Origin of the sequence: Corallococcus sp. RDP092CA (genome assembly GCF_041903675.1) — a bacterium.
Classification (GTDB): domain Bacteria; phylum Myxococcota; class Myxococcia; order Myxococcales; family Myxococcaceae; genus Corallococcus.
Genome location: NZ_JAYESI010000200.1, coordinates 1 through 221 on the forward strand (window position 1 = coordinate 1; position 221 = coordinate 221).

The following is a 221-nucleotide window of genomic DNA, read 5'->3' on the forward strand; positions in this document are numbered from 1 at the left end:
TGGCCCGTCAGCAGCGGCTGTACCTGCGCGAGGGCCTGGTGGTGGAGGCGCAGACGCTCTGGGACCAGCTCGACGCGCTGGCCGGCCACCTGCAGAAGTCTTACGAGGCGCTGCTGGCCGAAGTCTTCACCTCGCCCGTCATTCACGCGGACGAGACGTACTGGCTGCTGTTGGAGAAGGGGCCGGGCACCAAATGGTACGCCTGGACGGTGGCCTCACCG

At 67.9% G+C, this 221-nt stretch carries 1 protein-coding gene; it reads left to right on the plus strand.

Annotation, left to right across the window (positions count from 1 at the left end; all coding sequences use genetic code 11):
* Positions 1-221, plus strand: a 221-nt coding sequence (locus U8525_RS34755; RefSeq protein WP_374271016.1) for a transposase, incomplete at both ends; no start/stop codon positions are given.